18 protein-coding genes are annotated in these 17,117 nt (G+C 71.7%); 7 read left to right on the top strand and 11 right to left on the bottom strand.

Annotated features, from left to right (window positions below):
- Nucleotides 1-47: 47 nt before the first annotated feature.
- From ACFVQ0_RS29440 to ACFVQ0_RS29465, 6 genes are all read right to left on the bottom strand, one after another.
- The gene (locus ACFVQ0_RS29440; RefSeq protein ID WP_390092224.1) at nucleotides 48-1,460 is read right to left on the bottom strand and encodes an NADP-dependent succinic semialdehyde dehydrogenase; all 1,413 of its coding nucleotides are present in this window, start codon (nucleotides 1,458-1,460) and stop codon (nucleotides 48-50) included.
- Nucleotides 1,461-1,656: 196 nt separating this feature from the next.
- Nucleotides 1,657-2,187 (bottom strand): ATP-binding protein, encoded by a 531-nt coding sequence (locus ACFVQ0_RS29445; protein WP_390092225.1) that lies wholly within the window; start codon nucleotides 2,185-2,187, stop codon nucleotides 1,657-1,659.
- Nucleotides 2,188-2,360: 173 nt separating this feature from the next.
- Entirely contained in the window at nucleotides 2,361-4,460 is a 2,100-nt protein-coding gene (locus ACFVQ0_RS29450) for a xanthine dehydrogenase family protein molybdopterin-binding subunit (RefSeq protein WP_390092226.1), read from the bottom strand.
- A gap of 19 nt (nucleotides 4,461-4,479) precedes the next feature.
- Nucleotides 4,480-5,466, bottom strand: a complete 987-nt coding sequence (locus tag ACFVQ0_RS29455; RefSeq protein WP_390092227.1) for an FAD binding domain-containing protein — start codon at nucleotides 5,464-5,466, stop codon at nucleotides 4,480-4,482.
- Nucleotides 5,463-6,029: a 2Fe-2S iron-sulfur cluster-binding protein gene (locus tag ACFVQ0_RS29460; protein WP_390092228.1), complete on the bottom strand. Its 567-nt coding sequence runs from the start codon at nucleotides 6,027-6,029 to the stop codon at nucleotides 5,463-5,465. The genes ACFVQ0_RS29455 and ACFVQ0_RS29460 overlap by 4 nt, the downstream gene beginning before the upstream one ends.
- A 101-nt stretch (nucleotides 6,030-6,130) precedes the next feature.
- On the bottom strand, nucleotides 6,131-6,535 hold the full coding sequence (locus tag ACFVQ0_RS29465; RefSeq protein ID WP_390092229.1) for a hypothetical protein: 405 nt from the start codon (nucleotides 6,533-6,535) through the stop codon (nucleotides 6,131-6,133).
- Between the two features lie 199 nt (nucleotides 6,536-6,734).
- On the opposite strand from ACFVQ0_RS29465, the gene ACFVQ0_RS29470 reads away from it, so the two are divergent.
- The 3 genes from ACFVQ0_RS29470 to ACFVQ0_RS29480 all read left to right on the top strand — a co-directional run bounded on the left by ACFVQ0_RS29470 (nucleotide 6,735) and on the right by ACFVQ0_RS29480 (nucleotide 8,568).
- Nucleotides 6,735-7,067, top strand: a complete 333-nt coding sequence (locus tag ACFVQ0_RS29470; RefSeq protein ID WP_390092230.1) for a DUF6479 family protein — start codon at nucleotides 6,735-6,737, stop codon at nucleotides 7,065-7,067.
- Between the two features lie 128 nt (nucleotides 7,068-7,195).
- Complete coding sequence (locus ACFVQ0_RS29475; protein ID WP_390092231.1) at nucleotides 7,196-8,023, top strand: VOC family protein; 828 nt, start codon at nucleotides 7,196-7,198, stop codon at nucleotides 8,021-8,023.
- Nucleotides 8,024-8,178: 155 nt separating this feature from the next.
- Nucleotides 8,179-8,568: a VOC family protein gene (locus ACFVQ0_RS29480; RefSeq protein WP_390092232.1), complete on the top strand. Its 390-nt coding sequence runs from the start codon at nucleotides 8,179-8,181 to the stop codon at nucleotides 8,566-8,568.
- A gap of 48 nt (nucleotides 8,569-8,616) precedes the next feature.
- Here the strand turns inward: ACFVQ0_RS29480 and ACFVQ0_RS29485 are convergent, their stop codons facing one another.
- Nucleotides 8,617-9,108, bottom strand: a complete 492-nt coding sequence (locus ACFVQ0_RS29485) for a GNAT family N-acetyltransferase (RefSeq protein ID WP_390092233.1) — start codon at nucleotides 9,106-9,108, stop codon at nucleotides 8,617-8,619.
- A 57-nt stretch (nucleotides 9,109-9,165) separates the two neighbouring features.
- Entirely contained in the window at nucleotides 9,166-9,570 is a 405-nt protein-coding gene (locus ACFVQ0_RS29490; protein WP_390092234.1) for a DUF1992 domain-containing protein, read from the bottom strand.
- 211 nt (nucleotides 9,571-9,781) lie between these two features.
- On the opposite strand from ACFVQ0_RS29490, the gene ACFVQ0_RS29495 reads away from it, so the two are divergent.
- Together ACFVQ0_RS29495 and ACFVQ0_RS29500 are read left to right on the top strand one after the other, a co-directional pair.
- On the top strand, nucleotides 9,782-10,357 hold the full coding sequence (locus ACFVQ0_RS29495; protein ID WP_390092235.1) for a hypothetical protein: 576 nt from the start codon (nucleotides 9,782-9,784) through the stop codon (nucleotides 10,355-10,357).
- Nucleotides 10,354-10,848 (top strand): hypothetical protein, encoded by a 495-nt coding sequence (locus ACFVQ0_RS29500; RefSeq protein WP_390092236.1) that lies wholly within the window; start codon nucleotides 10,354-10,356, stop codon nucleotides 10,846-10,848. The genes ACFVQ0_RS29495 and ACFVQ0_RS29500 overlap by 4 nt, the downstream gene beginning before the upstream one ends.
- A 49-nt stretch (nucleotides 10,849-10,897) precedes the next feature.
- Here the strand turns inward: ACFVQ0_RS29500 and ACFVQ0_RS29505 are convergent, their stop codons facing one another.
- From ACFVQ0_RS29505 to ACFVQ0_RS29515, 3 genes are all read right to left on the bottom strand, one after another.
- Complete coding sequence (locus tag ACFVQ0_RS29505; RefSeq protein ID WP_390092237.1) at nucleotides 10,898-11,695, bottom strand: tyrosine-protein phosphatase; 798 nt, start codon at nucleotides 11,693-11,695, stop codon at nucleotides 10,898-10,900.
- Nucleotides 11,696-12,032: 337 nt separating this feature from the next.
- Nucleotides 12,033-12,326, bottom strand: a complete 294-nt coding sequence (locus ACFVQ0_RS29510; RefSeq protein WP_390092263.1) for an SHOCT domain-containing protein — start codon at nucleotides 12,324-12,326, stop codon at nucleotides 12,033-12,035.
- 69 nt (nucleotides 12,327-12,395) lie between these two features.
- Nucleotides 12,396-12,824, bottom strand: coding sequence for a DUF6325 family protein (locus ACFVQ0_RS29515; RefSeq protein ID WP_390092238.1), 429 nt, complete (start codon nucleotides 12,822-12,824; stop codon nucleotides 12,396-12,398).
- Nucleotides 12,825-13,044: 220 nt separating this feature from the next.
- Between ACFVQ0_RS29515 and mutA the strand changes: the two genes are divergently transcribed.
- Nucleotides 13,045-14,904, top strand: a complete 1,860-nt coding sequence (mutA, locus tag ACFVQ0_RS29520) for a methylmalonyl-CoA mutase small subunit (protein WP_390092239.1) — start codon at nucleotides 13,045-13,047, stop codon at nucleotides 14,902-14,904.
- A complete protein-coding gene (gene scpA, locus ACFVQ0_RS29525; RefSeq protein ID WP_390092241.1) occupies nucleotides 14,904-17,105 on the top strand; it encodes a methylmalonyl-CoA mutase in 2,202 nt (733 codons plus the stop codon). The genes mutA and scpA overlap by 1 nt, the downstream gene beginning before the upstream one ends.
- The last annotated feature ends 12 nt before the right edge of the window (nucleotides 17,106-17,117 follow it).

A 17,117-nucleotide genomic window follows, 5' to 3' on the forward strand; every position in this document is an offset into this window, starting at 1 on the left:
TCACCTTCTCAGCGGGCGGAACAGCGGGCACTGGCGCCGGGGCGTGTTCACCCCGGCTCGGGGCCGTACCAGACGGTGGTGGCGTTGCAGAACTCGCGGATGCCGTGTCCGGCGAGCTCACGCCCGTAGCCGGAGCGTTTCACGCCGCCGAACGGCAGCGCGGGATGCGAGGCCGTCATCCCGTTGAAGAAGACGCCGCCCGCCTCCAGGTCGCGGACGCAGCGCCGGCTCTCCTCCGCGTCACGGGTCCACACGTTGGAGCTGAGCCCGAACGGGGTGTCGTTGGCGAGCTCCACCGCCTCGTCGAGGCTGTCGACGCGGTAGAGCGTGGCGACGGGACCGAAGGTCTCCTCGCGGTGGATCCGCATGGCGGGCGTGATGCCGGTCAGGACGGTGGGCGCGTAGAACCAGCCGTTCTCCAGGCCGCCGCCCAGCCCCTCGGGCCGGCCGCCGCCGCACAGGGCGACGGCGCCCTGCCGTACGGCGTCGTCGACGAGTTCCTCCAGGTCTGTGCGGCCCTGCTCGCTGGAGAGCGGGCCGACGTCGGTGGACTCCTCCAGCGGGTCGCCGACGGTCAGGTCGCGCATGCCCACGGTGAAGCGTTCGGCGAACTCCTCGTACACCTCGGTGTGCACGATGAACCGCTTGGCGGCGATGCAGGACTGGCCGTTGTTCTGGACCCGGGCGGTGACGGCGGTACGGGCGGCCCGCGCGACGTCGGCGGAGGGCAGGACGAGGTACGGGTCGCTGCCGCCCAGCTCCAGGACGGTGTGCTTGACCTCGTCGCCCGCGACGGACGCGACGGCGCGCCCGGCCGGTTCGCTGCCGGTCAGGGTGGCCGCGGCCACCCTGCGGTCGCGCAGGATCGACTCGACCGCGGAGGAGCCCACCAGCAGGGTCTGGAAGCAGCCTTCGGGGAATCCGGCCCGCCGGAACAGATCACCCAGGTAGAGCGCGGTCTGCGGCACGTTCGAGGCGTGCTTCAGCAGCCCGGTGTTGCCCGCCATGAGGGCGGGGGCCGCGAACCGTACGACCTGCCAGAGCGGGAAGTTCCACGGCATCACGGCGAGCACGGTGCCCAGTGGCCGGTAGTGGACATAGGCGCGGGAGGCGCCGGAGTCCTCGACGTCGGCGGGCGCGGGGTGCTCGTCGGCGAGGAGCTCGCGCGCGTGGGCGGCGTACCAGCGCATGGCCTTCGCGCACTTCGCGGCCTCGGCGCGGGCCGCCTTGACCGGCTTGCCCATCTCCAGGGTCATGGTGCGGGCGATGTCCCGCTGGTCCTCGTCCAGGAGATCGGCGGCCCGGTTCAGCAGCCTGGACCGTTCGCCGAAGCCGGTGGTGCGGTATTCCCGGAAGGCGCTGTCCGCCGCGGCGAGCCGCCGCTCGATCTCGTCCTCTTCGAGGGCGTCGAACGTCCTCAGGGTCTCGCCGTTCGCGGGGTTGACCGTCGCGATGGGCATGACTGTGACCTCCTTGCCTCGGTACTCCGACCGTGCCGCGCCGCGTCCGGTGACGCAACGCGGGCCGGGCACACGCGTACCCGTCCGGCGCGGATCATGCGTGCGGGACGCATGCGATCCGTGCCGGACGGGAGGACTGCGGGGTGGCCGCGCCCCATGCCGCGCCCCATTGCGGGCGCCCTCGGACGCGCGCGCCTCAGACGAGGGCGGGGGCCTTGGCCGGGGCGTCGGCCCCTGCGGTGGCCGCCGCGGCGGCTTCGGCCGCCGGGAAGTCCGTGACCACCGCGGGCGGGCGGCGGAACTCGCGGACACCGGGCAGCGGCGGGAGCGGCACCAGCGCGATGTGCTGCGGCTCCTGCGCGTACCGGGTGAACCAGACGACCTTGCCCTCGGCGGTCCGGCAGGTGCCCCAGCTGTCGCTGAGGGCCATCACCCGGCTCAGCCCCCCGCCCTCGTGGAGCAGCCGGGGCATTTCGGCACCGTTGTCAGCGACGGAGACCGTGAGGTGCCGTCCGGACCAGCGGAGTTCGAGGACACAGGTGTTGTCGTCACCGACGTGCCGCTGGACGTTGGTCAGCAGCTCCTCCACAGCACGGCACACGGGCCGTACGTGAAGTTCGAGACTCCAGTGGCGCAGATGCGCGGCGATGATCCGCCGCAGCTGGGACACGCGCTCTGCCGAAACCTGGAGTTCGACCAGATAATGCCGGTCGAGTGGAACGGTCATCGTCGAGGCTCCTCACATCGAGGCCCACATACTTCGCCCCGTTGAACGAACGACCCCCGAATGCAAAGAGTGAGCAGATGTCACTTCTGGGTCACTCCTTAGGGTGACCCGGTAGAGCCGGTCGCGCAACACATCCTGCGGCGCACCCCCGGTGACCGGCGCTTTTGCTTCCCTCACGGCAGGTGCGGCAGCAGCCGGTCCGGGGTGAGCGGAAGGGTGCGGAACCGGACACCCGTGGCATGCCGGACGGCGTTGCCGATCGCCGCCGCAGCGCCGACGATGCCGATCTCACCGATGCCCTTGCTGCCCATCGGGTTGAGGTGCGGGTCCTTCTCGTCGATCCAGTGCGCCTCGATGCCGACCGCGTCCGCGCAGGCCGGCACGTGGTAGGAGGCGAGATCGCTCTCGGTGAAGTCCCCGAAGACCGGGTCCATGGTGCTGGACTCGGTCAGCGCCATGCCGAGCCCCATGGTCATCCCGCCGATGAACTGGGAGCGTGCGGTACGGGAGTTGAGGATATTCCCGGCGGCGAAGACCCCGAGCATCCGGCGCACCCGGACCTCGCCGGTCCTGCTGTCGACGGCGACCTCCGCGAAGTGCGCGCCGAAGGCGTGCCGGGCGTACGGGGACTCCGCCGCCGTCTCGCTCCCGGTGTCGGCGGTCACCGTCACCCCCTCCCCGGGCAGCGCTCCGGTGTGCTCACCGAGCCGGCGCGCGAGGCCGGCCGCCGCCTTGTGCACCGACCAGCCCCAGGAGCCGGTGCCTGAGGAGCCGCCGGCCAGCGGGGCGTCCGGCAGATCGCTGTTGCCGATGTCGATGCTCACGTTCTCCACCGGGGTCTCCAGCACGCTCGCGGCGATCTGGGCGAGGACGGTGCGGGCACCGGTGCCGATGTCGGTGGCGTTGACCGCGACGCGGAACGAGCCGTCGGCCGCCGCGTGGGCCGAGGCGTGGGAGCCGCTCAGGTAGACGGGGTACGTGGCAGAGGCGACGCCCGTACCGAGCAGCAGCGCCCCTTCCCGGCGGATCGCGGGGCGGGGATCGCGGCCGTGCCAGCCGAAGCGCTCGGCGCCCTCCCGCAGGCAGTCGGCCAGGCCCCGGCTGCTGAAGGGTTTCCCGGAGTCGGGCTCGTCCGCCGGGTCGTTGCGCAGGCGCAGTTCGACGGGGTCGATGTCCAGGGCGGCGGCGAGTTCGTCCAGGGCCGATTCGAGCGCGTACATGCCGGGGGCCTCGCCCGGGGCGCGCATCCAGGACGGGCTCGGGACGTCGAGGGCGGTGACCCGGTGGACGGTGCGGCTGTGCGCGGAGCCGTACATCACCCGGGCCGGTACGGCGGCCTGCTCCACGAACTCCTTGACGGTGGAGGTGTGGGTGACGACCTCGTGGGCGACCGAGGTGAGGGTGCCGTCGGCCTCGGCGCCGAGCCGGACGCGCTGGACGGTGGGCGCGCGGTGCCCGACTACGGCGGGCATCTGGCGCCGGGGCATGGCGAGTTCGACGGGGTGACCGGTGTGCAGTGCGGCCATGGCGGCGAGCACGGTCTGGGGGCGCGGAGTGCCCTTGGAGCCGAAGCCGCCGCCCACGTGTTCCGAGACGACGGTGATCTGGTCCGGCCGCAGTCCGAACACGGTGGCGAGGCTGTCCCGCACCTTGGTGGCGCCCTGGCTGGAGTCGTGGACGGTGAGATGCCCCTCCGGCGACCAGTGGGCGGTCGTGGCGTGCGGTTCCATGGGGTGGTTGTGCAGCGCGCCGAGCGTGTACGTGGCGTCGATCCGTACCGGCGCGGCGGCGAACGCCCGGTCGAAGTCGCCGCGTTCGCGGGCGGCCGGGTAGCCGCCGTTGGCGGTCTCCGGGGTGTACAGGCCGGGGTGGTCCGCTGTCAGTACGACGTCGTGCGGGGCGCTCTCGTAGCTGATGTCCAGCGCCTCCGCGCCCGCCCGCGCGCCTTCCAGGGTGTCCGCCACGACGAGGGCGATCTGCCAGCCCCGGTGCGGCACGCGGTCGTCCTGGAGGACGGCGAGGATCGGATCGTCGGGTTCGCGGGTCCGCGGCGCGTTCTCGTGGGTGAGGACGGCGTGGACTCCGGGGAGGGCCATCGCCTCTGCGGTGCCGATCGCGGTGACCCGGCCGCGCGGGACGGTGGCGGGCACCGGCCAGGCGTACAGGCAGCCGGGCAGGCCGCGTTCGGCGGAGTAGCGGGCGGCGCCGGTCACCTTGTCCCGGCCCTCGCGGCGGACGACGGGGGCGCCCAGGGGCTGGAGGGTGTCGCTCATGGTGGGAGTCCTCGGCTCTTCAGGGGCGGGTGGCGAGTTCGGCCAGGGCGTCGACGGCCAGCCGACGCGCCAGGGTGACCTTGAACGCGTTGTCGCGCAGCGGGCGGGCCGCGGCGAGTTCGGCGTCCACCGCGGCTTCGTAGGTCCCGTCGGTGGCGGGTGCGCCGCGGAGGATCTCCTCGGCGGCGTGGGCCCGCCAGGGGCGGTGTGCGAGGCCCCCGAAGGCGAGCGCCGCGTGCTCGGTCCGGCCGTCGCGGACGTTCAGGACGACGGCGACGGAGGCCAGGGCGAAGGCGAACGAGGCGCGGTCGCGGGCCTTGCGGTAGAGGGAGACCGTGCCGTCGGGCTGCGGCGGCAGGAGGACTTCGGTGATGAGTTCGTCCGGCCGGATCACGGTGTCGGTGGCCGGGTCGTCCCCGGGCAGCCGGTGGAACGCGGTGGCGGACACGGTCCGTTCGCCGTCCGGTCCGTGCAGTACGACCGTCGCGTCGAGGGCGGCGAGGGCGACCGCCATGTCCGAGGGGTGGGTGGCGACGCACGCGGTGGAGTGGCCGAGGACGGCGAGGTCGCGGTGGGCCCCCTCGCGTGCCGGGCAGCCGCTGCCGGGCTCGCGTTTGTTGCAGGGCTTGGAGGTGTCCTGGAAGTAGGGGCAGCGGGTGCGCTGAAGGAGGTTGCCGCCGGTGGTGGCGGTGTTGCGCAGCTGCCCGGAGGCGCCGGCCAGCAATGCCTGCGAGAGGGCCGGATAGCGGGTGCGTACGGCGGGATGGGCGGCCAGGTCGCTGTTGCGTACCGTTCCGCCGACGCGCAGCGCGCCGTCGGCGGATTCCGTGACCCGGTCGAGCGGGAGCCGGCTGACGTCGATGAGCAGGCCGGGGGTCTCGACCCCCAGCTTCATGAGGTCGACGAGGTTGGTGCCGCCGCCCAGGAACCGGGCTCCGGGGTTGGCGGCGCTCTCCCGGACCGCCTCCGCGACGGATCCGGCGCGCAGATAGCCGAAGGGTTTCACGGTGCCACGTCCTTGATCGCCTCGACGATGTGCGGGTAGGCGCCGCACCGGCACAGGTTGCCGCTCATCCGCTCGCGGATCTCGGCGGCGTCCAGGTGCGCGGGAGCGGTGACGGGCGCGTCGTGCCCGGTCGCGTGGGAGGGGAAGCCCTCGGCCGCCTCGCCCAGCACTCCGACGGCGGAACAGATCTGGCCGGGCGTGCAGTATCCGCACTGAAGCGCGTCACGGTCCAGGAAGGCCTCCTGGAGGGGGTGCAGCCGGTCCCCGTCGGCCAGTCCCTCGATCGTGGTGACGCGGGCGCCGTCGTACGCGACGGCCAGCAGCAGGCAGCTGTTGGCCCGCCGGCCGTCCACCAGGACGGTGCAGGCGCCGCACTGGCCGTGGTCGCAGCCCTTCTTCGCACCGGTCAGGCCCAGGTGGTGACGGAGCGCGTCCAGGACGGTGGTGCGGTGATCCAGCGTCAGGGTCCGCTCGGTTCCGTTGACGTTCAGGGTCAGTGGGGAGCTGCCGGCGGTTGCCCGCGGGTCTCCTTCACCGTCCTCCCGCCGGATGGTGGGATCCACGTACCGCAGCCTTTCGTTCGGGGTCGGTCTCAGGTGTCCACAGGTGTCCTGCCGAGTCACGCCGCTTCGGCCCGCTTCAGCTCATGTCGCGGCACGCAGCTTCACGCTGTCGCGGCCTGCTTGCTCGCCAGCCGCAGCCGCACTTCCTCCTCCTGGTCGCCGGAGACCGTGCCCACGACCTGGACCGCGAAGGCTCCCGCCAGGCTGTGCCTGAGCCGTTCGACCGCCCAGTAGCCGCCCTGGACATCGACCGTGACGGTCTCGCCGAGCCGTACGGTCCCGGACACGACACGTTCCTCGGTGACGTCGACGGTCGCGGTCCAGACGGTGGGCCGCTTGCCCGTGACGTCCTGCGGCACGTCGGCCGAGGCCCGGTCGGTGGCGAACGCCGCCCGCAGTACGTCGAAGACCGTGCCGGCGTCGTCCTTCGCGCACCCGCTGAGGACGACCGACACCTCGCCGCCCCGCTGGTTCTCCTCCGTCTGTGCTTCCCGTGTGCTGTTCACCGCGGTTCCTTCCTGAGGGTGTACTTCCAGGCTCTCCCCGCGGCCGGGTGTCTGCGAGGCGAGCGGGACCCTCCGCCGCACCGGTGGGACGGCGAGGCGACTCGTACCGATCGAAACGTTTTCTACCGCGATATCCACTTAAAACATGAATTCGACCTTCGTGCCGAATGACGACCCGGTCCCGGGGTATCCCGCATGCATGGACGTATCGAATGGAGCCCTGAATTCTCTGGCCGTCACCCTCGCGGACGGGCGGGGGGCGACCGGGGTGGTGATGGCCGTCGTAGGCGTGGTCCTGGTGGCCATGCTGATCGGTGCCGTGGCGCTGGGCAGGCGGCGGCGCGCCCAGGAACCGCCCCCGCCGCTGCCCGAGGAGCAGCCGGTGGCGCCGGACCACCGCACCCACGTGGAGGAGCCCGACGTCCACGCGGACGACAGCTTCCCGGCCGACGGCCACGGGCTCTCGCCGTACGAGCTCGGTGAGCACCAGGACGGGACGGTCCGCCGGGAGAACGACGAGAAGCGCGACTGAGACGGGAAGCGCGGGCGTCCGGTCCACCGCCGCGCGTGTTGCGGGAGCGGGCGGCCGCGGTGAGGCTGGTGAGGTCCCGCAGGCCATCGGCACATATCTGCCGCACACCCCATGAAGGCAGTAGGACCATGACCGCAAGCACCTCCGGCACGGCACCCGCTCCCGCGCCTCTGACCGGGCCCGCGGCACCGTGCTGGGTCAACCTCATGACCCGGGACCTGGAGTCGGCCCAGGAGTTCTACGGCCCGGTGATGGGCTGGACCTTCCGGCCGGGCAGGCTCGGCCAGGAGTTCTCCGTGGCACGCCGCGGGGATGTGCCCGTCGCCGGTATCGGCGCGGTGGCGACCACGTTCCACGTCGCGGTGGCGTGGACGCCCTACTTCGCCGTCCGGGACGCCGATGTGGCCGCTTCCCGCATCCGTGAGCGCAGCGGCACGGTGGCGGTGGGGCCGCTGGCCCTGGGCAAGGGGCGCGGCGCCCTGGCCGCCGACCGCGAGGGGGCGGGGTTCGGCATCTGGGAGCGGACGGAACCCGCGACCTCGCCTCCCGCGCCGGACGGCCATTCGCACGCCTGGCTGCGGCTGCACACCAGGAACGCCTTCGACGCCGCGATCTTCTACGGCGAGGTGCTGGACTGGGCCAGCGGGCAGCCCGGCTCCTGCGAGGTGTCCTACGCGAAGGACGAGGTGATCGTCACGTGCGGCGGGCGTCAGCTGGCCCGGATCAGCTCGGGCGCGGTCGAGGCGGCCCCCGATCCGCTGGTCCGGCCGCGCTGGCAGGTCAACTTCCCGGTCCCGGACGTGGCAGCCGCCGTCGCGGCGGCGCGGGAGCACGGCGGTTCGCTCGTCGAGGAGCTGTCGCGGCCCGATGCCCGGGAGGCGACGCTGCTCGACCCGGACGGCGGACTCTTCACCCTCACGGACGTCCACAACCCCGCCGCGACCGACCCGGCGTGACCGACCGGGCGTGATCACCGCCGCCGGGCATCGCCGGGAGGGCTCGACGATCCGGGGAGGGCGTGCCTAGGATCTTGGGTACGGCATCGCGCGTCGGTCACCGGCCGGGTGAGGCGTGGAGGTGCCCGTGAGATGCCCGTTGGAGGCATTCCACAGTGTCAGTCGAGTTGAATCACACCATCGTTCACGCCCGGGACAACCGGGAATCAGCAGAGTTCCTGGCCGGCGTTCTGGGGCTGGAGACCGGCCAGGAGTGGGGCCCGTTCATCCCGCTCACCACGGCCAACGGGGTCACCCTGGATTTCGCGACCGTTCCCGCCGAATCGATCACTCCCCAGCATTACGCCTTCCTCGTGTCGGAGGCGGAGTTCGATACGGCGTACGCCCGCATCCGGGAGCTCGGGGCTCCGTACTTCGCGGATCCGCACGGTAAGCACCCGGGCGAGATCAACCACAACGACGGCGGCCGGGGCATCTACTTCACCGATCCCGCCGGGCACGGGATGGAGATCATCACCCGTCCGTACGGGGGCTACGAGTCCTGACGACGGCCGTTGGCCGCAGGGGCCCTGCGCACCGGGCCCTCGCCGTCCTCAGGTGACCGGGAGCAGCAGTTCGGGCCGGTCCCACATCACGGCGGGCGGCGCGGCCCGCTCGGTGCCGGTGCGCAGGGCCCCCACGCTGCGGTAGAAGCCCTCGGCCGGCGGGTGCGAGACGATGCGGACGCCGGTGAGCCCGGCCTGCCGCGCCTCGTCCAGCAGGTGTCGGGCGAGCAGTCGGCCGATGCCGCCGCCCTGTACGTCGTCGGCGACGAACATGAGGTCGAGCTCGGGCGGATCCAGGACGAGGGAGTAGAAGCCGAGCAGCCGCCCGGTGGCCTCCTCGACGGCCGCGAAGACCCTGTGCGCCTCGATGTAATCGGGTCCCACCCGGTATCCGGCGACCATCGGGGCGTACGGCCCTTCATAGGCCCGCGAGGCCTGGACCAGTCGGGTCAGCCGCCTCGCGTCCCGGGCGACCGCCCGCCTGATCCGCATGCCTTCGCCCGGCGCCCGGCGCCCCGACTGCGTAACACTTGATCTCATCCGTCGAGTATTACGCATCCGGGGCACGGGACCGCCGGTGATCCGCCTGCCGCCGGCTCAGGAGGAGTCGCGCGCCGCGCGCCACTCCCCCACGAGGGCGTCGACGTCGAACGGCTTGAGGTTCAGCAGCGGTCCCGGCGGCGGGCGCCTGATGGCCTCGGTGATCTTCTCGTTCACCTCGGTCAGCATCCGCCGGACCTCGGCCTCCGTCCGGACCCCGGGCAGAGCCGCGAGGACGTCTTCCGCCTCCTTGCGCAGGGCCAGCGTCGGCGGCAGCACGGACACGCCCTCGCGCTGCATCTTCGCCTTGATCCACCAGGTCTCGTCGTACGGGCGGTCGAGACCGTCGAGCGGTTTGCCGAATCCCGGCAGCTGCGAGAAGTCACCGCGCTGTTCGGATTCGCGGATCTGCTTGTCGACCCAGGACTCGAAGCTGATGCCCGCGGGTTTGCGTTCGGTCACCGTGACGCCCCTCTCGGAGAATTCCTGATGGCCCCTTCACGATACCGAGGAGCCGCGGGCGAACCCGCGCCGGGAGGCGTCGCGAAGCGCTCGCACCACCGCCTTCCGGCGAGCAACTCACCGTTTCCACGCATGAATCCGTGCGGCGGGGTACACGAGCGGCACGCCCGGACCGACTCTCGTCCGGGCACGGACCGAAAGGAAATGGAGCATGACCACTGTCGTGATCATCGTCGCGGTCGTCCTGGTGGTGGCCGCCGGACTCTTCTTCGCCTTCGGCCGGCAGCCGGGCGGGCGCGGTCTCCAGCGCCGTTTCGGTCCGGAGTACGACCGGACCGTCGCCCGTCACGACGGCGACACCAAGGCCGCAGAACACGAGCTGAGCGAGCGGTTGAAGCGTCACCGTTCACTTGACGAACGCCCGCTGTCGCCGGAGGACCGTGCGCGGTACGCGGAGCGCTGGACCCGGATACAGGGCGGGTTCGTCGACTCGCCGCAACAGGCCGTCGCCGAGGCCGACGCCCTCCTCGCGGAGCTGGCCCGGGACACGGGATTCCCGGACGGCAGCGACTTCGAGGAGCAGACCGCGGCGCTCTCCGTCCACCACGCCGAGCACCTCAACGGCTACCGCCGGGTGCACGCCGTCCAGCGGGGCGAGGGCAGCACGGAGGAAATGCGCGAAGCCATGATCGAGGCCCGCGGCCTCTTCGACGTCCTGGTCTCCAACGGCAACGAGAACCCGGTCCGCAAGGACCACCACCATGCGGAAGGAAAGGGCACAGCATGACCTACGACACCGAACGCACCCCTCGGATCCCCAACGAATCGCCCACCGCGGCCACCGAGCAGCCCCCGGTCACCGCAGAGCAGCCCCCGGTCACTGCAGAGCGCTCCCCGGTCACCGCAGAGCAGCCCCCAGTCCCTGCCGAGCAGCCCCCGGTCAGCGCAGAGCGGTCCCCGGTCACCGCAGAACGGTCCCCGGCAGGCGAACCCGTCTCTGCGGCCGACCGGCCGCTCTTCCGGGAGGACGACCAGGAGCAGCTGGCGCTCCGGCTCCAGCGGGCGGTGACCGAATTCGTCGAGAACCCCACGCGCGCGGTGGAGGAAGCCGAAGGCGTCTTCGACGCGGCGGTCGACGGCCTCGCACACGCCCTCAAGGAGCGCCGGCGCGAGATGGACGTCCAGGGCCAGGGCGGCGAGTCCGCGACCCGGACCGAGGAACTCCGGATCGCTCTGCAGCAGTATCGCGACCTCACCGAACGGCTGCTGAAGGTCTGAGACGGCGGCAGACCGGGAGGCCGGGACGGCCGGGACGAGGAACCGCTCCTCAGGCGGGAGCCACCAGTTCGGTACGCAGGCGCCGCAGGGCCTCTTCGGGGAGGCGGAGTCCGTCGCGTACATAGCCGTCGAGACCTCCCCACCGTTCGTCCATGGCGTCCAGTGCGGTGTCGAGATAGCGGGGGCGGACCTCGATGATCGCGGAGGCGATCTCGGGGTCGCCGCCCGCGTCGAGAAAGTTCTGCACGTACGGCCGGTAGGCGACCCGAACGACCGGGTTCACCGCGAGGTACTCGATCCTCACCGTGTCCCGGGAGGCGCCCAGCAGGAGCAGGAGCAGCGCCGCCGCCCAGCCCGTACGGTCCTTGCCCGCCGTGCAGTGGAAGAGCACCGGGCCGGCGGCGCTGTCGGCGACCGTGTCGACGAAGGCCCGGTACGCGGCCGCGGCGCGGGGCGAGAGCACCATCTGCCGGTACGTCTCCGCGAAGATCTCCTCGGCCCTTCCGTCGCCGAGCAGCCGCTCCGCCTCGACGGTGTCGGCCAGCAGGGCCCGGAGCCGGGCGGGCGCCACGCCCGGGTTGTCCCCGAGCACATCCGCGACGAACAGCCGGGCTCCGGGCGGCAGGCGGTCGGGGGCCGACGCCCGTTCGTCCGCGGTGCGCAGATCGACGACCGTGCGGATGCCGAGCGCCGCCACCGCGGCGTCGTCCGCCGGGCCGAGGCCGCTGAGCTGGCCGGAGCGCAGCACCCGGCCGGGGCGGACCCGACGGCCGTGCCGCAGGGCGATGCCTCCCAGGTCACGCAGGTTGAGAACGGACACTGCCGGGACGTCCCTGACGGTTTGCACGATGAACTTCCTCTTTTCCCGGCACGTATCCGAATTCATTTCGGCCTGGCCGGATCAAAAGTCGCATGAGGTCCGGAAATCGGCAATGTAAAACGCCGGGAATGATCGACCGGGCACGCCGGGGCGCCGCTCGGCCTGCCGCCGGCTCCACGGGCAGGGCAGGGCCGGGCAGGGATTCACCGGGACACGGCAGAGGAGCGGCTACCGAATCGGGTACGGAATTACGCCGGGGCTGGGCACGAATTACGCATCCGCCGGGCTGAATGAACGTTACGGAGCCACGCTTTCTGTCAATTCTCCGTATTCGCGTTCACCGGGCCCGCCGGGGCGGTCGCGTTCATTCAGCCAGAAGTCTGTTCTTCTGGGCCGCGAACTCGGCTTCCGTGAGGATGCCCTGCTTCTTCAGCTCACCCAGCCGCTCCAGCTGATCGATCAGGTCGTCCGGGGCCGGCGCGGCCGCCTGCTGCCGCACCGGCGGCTCGGGAGCGGGGGCGGGCCGCTGCTCCATCTCCCGTTCGGTGAACTTCTCCTGCTGGCGCTGCTGGACCCGGCCGCTGACCGCGGAGGCGGTGCCCGCGACGACGGCCGTACGAGCCATCGCGCCGAGCAGGCCGGGTCCGCGCCGGTTCATTCCGGGGCCTCGAAAAATCGGCATGTCGTACGCCTTTCGGTGCGGGAGCGATGTCGTGCGGGAGCGATGTCAGCGGGCGGAACCGGCGGCGGACAGGGCGGCCTCCGCGACGCCGGCCGGGATCCGCTCATGGGCGACGAGCTGTCCGCCCGAAGCGCGGACAGCCGCGGTGAGCGGCACCGCCCAGAGGTCCTCCCACACGATCAGCGCCGCGGAGCTGCCCGGCGGCACGCTCTCACCCAGCGTCCGGATGTCGTCCTCGTTCAGCATCCCGGTGACCTCGCCCTCCACCCGCTCGAACGAGACCAGGTCGTCGGGGTCGAGGTCGTCCAGTTCAACGGTCTCGATGGTGCCGTCGTCGTCCCGGTACACGAAGGTCAGGTCGATGATGCGGACCGCCTTCGAGGCGACCGCGTCGGCCAGCGCAGGCGCGATGGCGCCGGTGAACCGGCTGCCGGGGAAGGCGACGACCAGGTACTCGACAGGTCCCACAGCCACGGGGTGTCCTCTCCGGGGGGATGGATTGCCAGCAGCATAACTTTGGTCATTTACTGCCGCACCGCGACAAATCACCCATCCGCCTCCGGGGCGAGGGCGCCGGGCATTCCCGCCCCGCTTGTTACTCCACAGTATGTAAAGGATCAAGCGCGCCGGGAGAGGGCAAGGTCACAGCCGGTGCCTCTGCTGCGCCTCTAGAAACCTGCCCTAGCATCTGGGCATGACGGTCCTGCCTGCTGACGGGCTTTCGTTGGCCGCCGAATTCCCTGACCCCGCCCATGAGCAGTGGCAGAGCCTCGTCGAGGGTGTGCTGCGCAAGTCGGGCAAGGACGTTTCGGGTTCGGCCGCCGAGGAAGCGCTGTCCACCACGGTGGAGGACGGGCTCATCACCCGCCCCCTCTACACCTCGCGCGACGACGCGCCCGATGCCGGTCTTCCGGGCTTCGCCCCCTTCACCCGCGGCGGCAAGCCCGCGGGGAACACGGCGGGCGGCTGGGGTGTCCGGCAACGCCACACCACGCCCGATCCCGCCCGGCTCAACGAAGCCGTGCTCGCGGATCTGGAGAACGGTGTCACCTCGCTCTGGCTGACCGTGGGGGACGCCGGCGGTGGCGTGCCGGTCTCCGGTCTCGCCCGCGCGCTGGACGGCGTTCTTCTCGACCTGGCTCCCGTCGTCCTGGATGCCGGTTCCGAACTCGACGCCGCAGCAACGGAGTTGCTGCGGCTCTACGCGGAGCGCGGGGTGCCGCCGCAGTCGGCGCGCGGCAGCCTCGGCGCCGACCCGCTCGGGCAGGCCGCCCGCAGCGGCGCGGCGCCCGAGCCAACGGCGGCGGTCCGCTGGGCGCTGCGCTGCGCCCGTGAGTACCCCGGACTGCGGGCGCTGACCGTGGACGCGATGCCGTACCACGAGGCAGGCGGCTCGGCCGCGCAGGAGCTGGGCAGTTCGCTCGCCACGGGCGTCGCCTACCTGCGGGCGCTGACCGAGGCCGGCCTCGGCGTCGAAGAGGCCTGCGCGCAGCTGGAGTTCCGGTACGCGGCCACCGCCGACCAGTTCCTGACGATCGCCAAGATGCGGGCCGCGCGCCGGCTCTGGGCGCGGGTCGCCGAGGTCTGCGGCGCCGCTCGGGCCGGGGCGCAGCGGCAGCACGCCGTGACGTCGCCGGTGATGATGACCCGGCGCGATCCGTGGGTGAACATGCTCCGCACCACGCTGGCCTGTCTGGGCGCGGGCGTCGGCGGGGCCGACACGGTGACCGTGCTGCCGTTCGATCACGCGCTGGGCCTGCCGGACGCGTTCGCGCGGCGCATCGCCCGTAACACCTCGACGATCCTGGTGGAGGAGTCGCATCTGGCCCGCGTCATCGACCCGGCCGGCGGTTCCTGGTACGTGGAGCGGCTCACCGACGAACTCGCCGAGTCCGCCTGGGCCTTCTTCCAGGAGATCGAGCGGGCGGGGGGCCAGGCGGCCGCGCTGGAGTCCGGAATGATCGCGGAGCGGATCGCGGCGACCTGGGCGGCGCGCAAGAAGAACCTGGCGCGGCGCAAGGAACCCATCACCGGCGTCAGCGAGTTCCCGCAGCTCGCCGAGCGCGTGGTGGAACGCGAGGCAGCGCCGACCGCCGCCGCCCCGGGCGGTCTGCCGGTGGTCCGACGCGACGAGGCGTTCGAGGAGCTGCGGTCCCGTTCGGACGCCCATCTGGCGGCAACCGGCCGGCGGCCACGGGTGTTCATCGCCGCGCTCGGCCCCGCCGCCGCGCACACCGCACGGGCCTCCTTCGCAGCCAACCTCTTCCAGGCGGGCGGCATCGAGCCGGTCCACGAGCCGGTGCGAGTGGACGCCTCCTCGGTCGCCGCGGCTTTCGCGGCCGCCGGGACGGATGTGGCGTGCCTGTGTTCCAGTGACGCGCTCTACGCCGAGCAGGCCGGCGAGGTCGCCGCGGCGCTCGTCGCCGCGGGTGCGCGGCGCGTGTACCTGGCGGGGCGGCCGGGCGATTACACCGGTGTCGACGAGTACGTCTTCGCCGGCTGCGATGTGGTGACCGTGCTCTCCTCCGTTCTCGACCGTATGGGTGTGGCGTAATGCGGATCCCCGATTTCTCCGACATCGACCTCGGCCCCGGCGGCGGCACCGAGGTGACAGAGGACCAGTGGCGTACGGCGGTGAAGGAGTCCTCCGGGAGCTCCGACGGCGACCTCCGGTGGGAGACCCCGGAGGGCATCGCGGTCAAACCGTTGTACACGGGCCAGGATCTTGAGGGACTGGACTTCCTGGGTACGTACCCGGGCGTCGCGCCGTATCTGCGCGGGCCGTACCCGACGATGTACGTCAACCAGCCCTGGACGATCCGCCAGTACGCGGGATTCTCCACCGCCGAGGAGTCCAACGCCTTCTACCGCCGTAACCTGGCGGCCGGTCAGAAGGGGCTCTCGGTCGCCTTCGACCTGCCGACCCACCGGGGTTACGACAGCGATCATCCGCGGGTGACCGGCGACGTCGGCATGGCCGGGGTGGCGATCGACTCGATCTACGACATGCGCCAGCTGTTCGAGGGCATCCCGCTGGACAAGATGTCGGTGTCGATGACGATGAACGGCGCGGTGCTCCCCGTCCTCGCCCTGTACATCGTGGCCGCGGAGGAACAGGGCGTACCGCCCGAGAAGCTGGCCGGGACCATTCAGAACGACATTCTGAAGGAGTTCATGGTCCGGAACACCTATATCTATCCGCCGAAGCCGTCGATGCGGATCATCTCCGACATCTTCGCGTTCACCTCGCAGCGGATGCCGCGCTACAACTCGATCTCCATCTCCGGCTATCACATCCAGGAGGCGGGGGCGACGGCCGATCTGGAGCTGGCCTACACCCTGGCCGACGGGGTCGAGTATCTGCGCGCCGGGCGGGACACCGGGCTGGACGTGGACGCGTTCGCGCCCCGGCTGTCGTTCTTCTGGGCGATCGGCATGAACTTCTTCATGGAGATCGCGAAACTCCGCGCCGCCCGGCTGCTGTGGGCGAAGCTCGTGAAGCAGTTCGATCCGCAAAACCCCAAGTCGTTGTCCCTGCGCACCCATTCGCAGACCTCGGGCTGGTCGCTGACCGCGCAGGACGTGTTCAACAACGTCACCCGCACCTGTGTGGAGGCGATGGCCGCGACCCAGGGACACACCCAGTCCCTGCACACCAACGCGCTCGACGAGGCACTCGCCCTGCCGACCGACTTCTCCGCGCGGATCGCCCGCAACACCCAGCTCCTGCTCCAGCAGGAGTCGGGCACCACCCGGGTCATCGACCCGTGGGGCGGCAGCGCCTACGTCGAGAAGCTGACCTACGACCTGGCGCGGCGGGCCTGGCAGCACATCGAGGAGGTCGAGGCGGCGGGCGGCATGGCCAAGGCCATCGACGCCGGCATCCCCAAGCTCCGCATCGAGGAAGCCGCCGCCCGCACCCAGGCCCGTATCGACTCCGGACGCCAGCCCGTCATCGGCGTCAACAAGTACCGCGTCGAGACCGACGAGAAGATCGACGTCCTCAAGGTCGACAACACCTCGGTCCGCACCCAGCAGATCGAGAAACTCCGCCGGCTGCGCGAAGAGCGCGACGAGACCGCCTGCCAGGACGCGCTGCGCGCGCTGACGGCGGCGGCGGGCCGGGAGCCCGGTCCGGGGCTGGAGGGCAATCTGCTGGCGCTGGCCGTGGACGCGGCACGGGCGATGGCGACCGTGGGTGAGATCTCGGACGCGCTGGAGAAGGAGTACGGGCGGCACTCGGGCCAGATCCGTACGATCTCCGGTGTGTACCGCAACGAGGCAGGGGAGTCACCGTCGGTGGACCGCACCCGCGCGCTGGTCGACGCGTTCGAGGAGGCCGAGGGGCGGCGCCCGCGCATCCTGGTCGCCAAGATGGGCCAGGACGGCCACGACCGCGGCCAGAAGGTCATCGCGACCGCCTTCGCCGACCTGGGCTTCGACGTCGATGTCGGCCCCCTCTTCCAGACGCCCGGCGAAGTCGCCCGCCAGGCAGTCGAAGCAGACGTACACATCGTCGGTGTCTCCTCCCTGGCGGCCGGCCACCTCACCCTCGTACCCGCACTCCGTGAGGAGCTGGCGGCCGAGGGACGGGAGGACATCATGATCGTGGTGGGCGGAGTCATTCCGCCGTCGGACATCGAGGCCCTGCACGAGGCGGGCGCGGCGGCGGTGTTCCCGCCCGGCACGGTGATCCCGGACGCGGCCCACGATCTGGTGACGCGGCTCGGCGCCTCACTCGGCCACGAGCTGTGAGCCGCTGAACCC

Origin of the sequence: Streptomyces sp. NPDC057900, from assembly GCF_042887885.1 — a bacterium.
Taxonomy (GTDB): domain Bacteria; phylum Actinomycetota; class Actinomycetes; order Streptomycetales; family Streptomycetaceae; genus Streptomyces.